The sequence below is a fragment of the Paenibacillus sp. oral taxon 786 str. D14 genome (assembly GCF_000159955.1).
Classification (GTDB): Bacteria; Bacillota; Bacilli; order Paenibacillales; family Paenibacillaceae; genus Fontibacillus; species Fontibacillus phoenicis.
In genome coordinates this window covers 1-3,832 of record NZ_GG695994.1, presented here as the reverse complement: position 1 = coordinate 3,832, position 3,832 = coordinate 1, and the positions used below count along the sequence as shown (strand labels likewise).

Here is a 3,832-nt window from a genome sequence, read left to right as displayed (position 1 = left end):
GAGTTCTTGACGGAATACCATCGGATACTTTAAAGTGAATGTCAGGGAGTACGGGCGATGGCCCAGGCCCCCGAAAATAACTAAATACAGCGAAATCTTATCAAGAGCAGGTGGAGGGACTAGCCCGATGATACCCGGCAACCGGCGATGAAACCCATCGCAGCGGTGCTAATTCTTGCAGGACCGTCCGTTTCGAACGCTGGACGGCTTCTGAGAGATGAGAGAGGCGCATACCGAATACGTAATGACCTTTCTCCCCGTGAGAGAGGTCATTTTTGTATAAACGGCCCCTCGAAACGGATGATGAATTAAGGATGACGCTACGATTAAAGGAGTGAAACCACATGCCGATTAAAGTACCGGACCATTTACCGGCCAAGGACGTGTTGGCCAACGAAAACATCTTTGTGATGGATGAAAGCCGTGCATACCATCAGGACATTCGCCCGCTGCGGATCGCGATTCTGAACCTGATGCCAACCAAGGAAACGACGGAGACACAAATCTTACGTTTGCTGGGGAACACGCCGCTTCAGGTGGAAATCGTCCTGCTACATCCGAGCACGCATACCTCGAAAAATACGTCCGCAGAGCATCTGGAGATGTTCTACAAAACGTTTGGCGATATTCGTAATCGCCGCTTTGACGGCATGATCGTGACAGGGGCACCGGTCGAGCAGTTGGATTTTGAAGAAGTGAACTACTGGGAAGAGTTGAAGGAAATCTTCGAGTGGTCCAAAACCCATGTCACTTCGACCATGCACATCTGTTGGGCCTCGCAGGCCGGATTGTATTACCACTATGGCGTTCGTAAAGTTCCACTGGCGAAAAAGTGCTTTGGTGTCTTCTCCCACACGGTCAACGATCCGAAGGTAAAGCTGCTGCGTGGGTTTGATGAAGTGTTCCAAGTGCCGCATTCTCGTCATACGGACGTGGAACGCTCGGACATCGAACGGGTGCCGGAACTGCAGATTCTGGCGGAATCGGAGGAAGCCGGCATTTATTTGGTCGCCACCCGCGACGGTAAACAGATCTTCGTGACCGGGCACTCCGAATACGATCCGGATTCGCTCAAATGGGAATATGACCGGGATGTTGCCAAAGGCTTGGAAATCGATCTGCCGGTAAACTATTTCCCGAATAACGATCCGACTCGCACCCCGCGTTCTTCGTGGCGTGCCCATGCAAACTTATTATTTTCCAATTGGTTAAACTACTATGTGTATCAAGAAACACCGTACGATATCGATCAAACGGCCGATTTTGTATATGAGATCTAAAAGTGGAGGGATTGCAGGTGGGGGAGAGAAACAAGGAATGGCGCATCGAGAGTAGATTGGCACAAATCGGATCGGTCGAAGAACCGGTCACAGGCGCGGTAAATTATCCGATTTATCAAGCCACGGCGTTTCGGCATCCGCGTCTGGGGCAAAGCACGGGCTTCGATTATATCCGTACGAAAAGCCCTACCCGCAAAGTGCTGGAAGACGCAGCGGCCGCTCTGGAATCCGGCGATGCCGGGTTTGCCTGTAGCTCCGGGATGGCCGCGCTGCAGACGGTATTTACGTTATTTTCTCAAGGCGACCATCTCATCGTATCGTTGGATCTTTACGGAGGCACATACCGTTTGCTGGAGCGGATCATGTCCAAATTTGGCGTAACCGCAACTTATGTGGATACGAACGATTTGGATGCACTCGAACGTGTACGTCAAGAGAATACAAAGGCGGTTATTATTGAGACGCCAACCAATCCGCTGATGATGATCACCGATCTTGAAGCGGTATCGACATGGGCGCGGTCCCATGGCTTGCTGACGATCGTCGACAATACGCTGATGACGCCGTATTTCCAGCGGCCAATTGAGCTTGGTGCGGACATCGTTGTTCACAGCGCGACAAAATACTTGGGCGGCCATAACGATGTCCTGGCCGGTCTGATCATCACCAAAGGCGAGGAGCTGTCTCAGGAGATGGCGATCCTGCACAACTCGATTGGGGCGGTGCTCAGCCCGTCCGATTCTTATCAGCTGATGCGCGGAATGAAGACGCTGGCGCTGCGGATGGAGCGGCACGAAAGCAACGCGCTGGCGATCGCCAAATTCCTGCAGACACATCCACAGGTAGCCGAGGTATTCCACCCGGGATTGGAGGATCACCCAGGGTACGCGACGCAACGGAAGCAGTCGAGCGGCAATACGGGGATCTTCTCCTTCAAAGTAACGGATGCTCGGTACGTAGAGCCGGTGCTGCGCAATCTAAATCTGATTGCATTTGCCGAAAGTCTCGGCGGCGTGGAATCGCTGATGACGTATCCTGCAGTGCAGACGCATGCTGACATTCCGGAGGAGATCCGCAATGCGGTGGGCGTGGATGATCGGTTGCTGCGGTTCTCCGTTGGCATCGAGCACGTTGATGATTTGATTGCGGACCTGAGTAATGCACTGGAAGCGGCGCGGCAGGAAGTCGAAGGGGGACAAGGCGCATGAGCGGGCAGGAGAAACGGGAAAACAAATTTGAAACGAAGCTGATTCACTTCGGCAGCGAGGTGGACGAGGCTACCGGCGCGTCCAGTGTACCGATTTATCAGGCGTCGACGTTCCATCATCACGATATTTTTAATCCGCCGCAGCACGATTACAGCCGTTCCGGCAATCCGACGCGGCAGGCGCTGGAGGATTACATTGCGGTATTGGAAGGCGGGGTCCAAGGCTTCGCGTTTGCCAGCGGGATGGCCGCCATTTCCACAACGCTGATGCTGCTCTCGGCCGGCGATCATATTATCGTGACCGAAGATGTGTACGGCGGGACCTATCGTCTGCTGTCCAATATTTTAACCCGGATGAACATCGAAACGACGTTCGTCGATATGACGCAGCCGGAGCAGGTAAAGGCGGCTTTGAAAGCCAACACGAAAGCCGTCTATATGGAAACGCCGTCCAATCCTACGTTAAAAATCACCGATATCGCGGAAATCTCCGCGTGGGCGCGAGAAAATGGGTTGCTTAGCATCGTGGACAATACGTTTATGACGCCGTATTACCAGCGCCCGATTGAGCTGGGGACAGATATCGTCCTGCACAGCGCAACGAAATTCCTCGGCGGACACAGCGACGTGTTGGCCGGCCTGGCGGTGGCCCGGACGGAAGAATTGGCCCGTCAGCTGAAATATGTGCAGAACGGGCTGGGCACCGTCCTTGGCGCGCAGGATTCATGGCTGCTGATGCGCGGCATGAAGACGCTGGGGGCGCGGATGGCGCACAGCGAAGTGAGCGCGCGCAAGCTGGCCGACTGGCTGAGCCGCCGGAGCGACATCGCGGCCGTGTATTATCCTGGCTTGCCGGATCACCCCGGCCGCGAGGTTCAGGAGAAGCAATCCACCGGTTATGGCGCGGTGGTCTCCTTCGACGTTGGTTCAGGCGAGCGGGCCAAGCGGGTGCTGAATCGGGTGAAGCTGCCGCTCGTTGCGGTCAGCCTGGGTGCCGTCGAGAGCATCCTCTCTTACCCGGCGATGATGTCGCATGCCTCGATGCCGCCGGAAGTTCGCGGCGAGCGGGGCATTACCGACGGGCTGCTGCGTTTCTCCGTCGGGCTGGAGGACATCGACGATTTGCTTGCCGATTTGGACGAGGCGCTTGCAAATAGCTGAATAGGCTCGTGAACGGATAAAAAGGCCGCGGTATGCGGCCTTTTTGGCATTTTCCTCTGTATGTGTCAACGTTTCTTCGGCGTCTGCGCCGTGATTGGGTGCTGTTTTTCCTGGGCGGACTGTGTTACGATTGAATTAACATTTTAAATTTTCAGGTATCGCCTGGGATTCATTTATTTGTTCT

The 3,832-nt window shown here is 54.5% G+C and carries 3 protein-coding genes and 1 riboswitch; all 3 genes read left to right on the top strand.

Features of this window, described 5'->3' with window-relative positions; translation table 11 throughout:
• Nucleotides 1–94 precede the first annotated feature (94 nt).
• Nucleotides 95–224: riboswitch (SAM riboswitch) on the top strand.
• 120 nt (nt 225–344) lie between these two features.
• From metA to POTG_RS20110, 3 genes are read left to right on the top strand one after another with little or no spacing between them, the layout of a single operon-like run.
• Nucleotides 345–1,280, top strand: a complete 936-nt coding sequence (gene metA / locus POTG_RS20120; protein WP_009226680.1) for a homoserine O-acetyltransferase MetA — start codon at nt 345–347, stop codon at nt 1,278–1,280.
• A gap of 17 nt (nt 1,281–1,297) precedes the next feature.
• Complete coding sequence (locus tag POTG_RS20115; RefSeq protein WP_009226679.1) at nt 1,298–2,488, top strand: aminotransferase class I/II-fold pyridoxal phosphate-dependent enzyme; 1,191 nt, start codon at nt 1,298–1,300, stop codon at nt 2,486–2,488.
• The gene (locus POTG_RS20110; RefSeq protein WP_009226678.1) at nt 2,485–3,648 is read left to right on the top strand and encodes a trans-sulfuration enzyme family protein; all 1,164 of its coding nucleotides are present in this window, start codon (nt 2,485–2,487) and stop codon (nt 3,646–3,648) included. Before POTG_RS20115 ends, POTG_RS20110 begins: the two co-directional genes overlap by 4 nt.
• The last annotated feature ends 184 nt before the right edge of the window (nt 3,649–3,832 follow it).

Coding starts and splice junctions, on each gene's coding strand:
- metA (WP_009226680.1), top strand. CDS start 345: ATGCCGATTAAAGTACCGGACCATTTACCGGCCAAGGACGTGTTGGCC.
- POTG_RS20110 (WP_009226678.1), top strand. CDS start 2,485: ATGAGCGGGCAGGAGAAACGGGAAAACAAATTTGAAACGAAGCTGATT.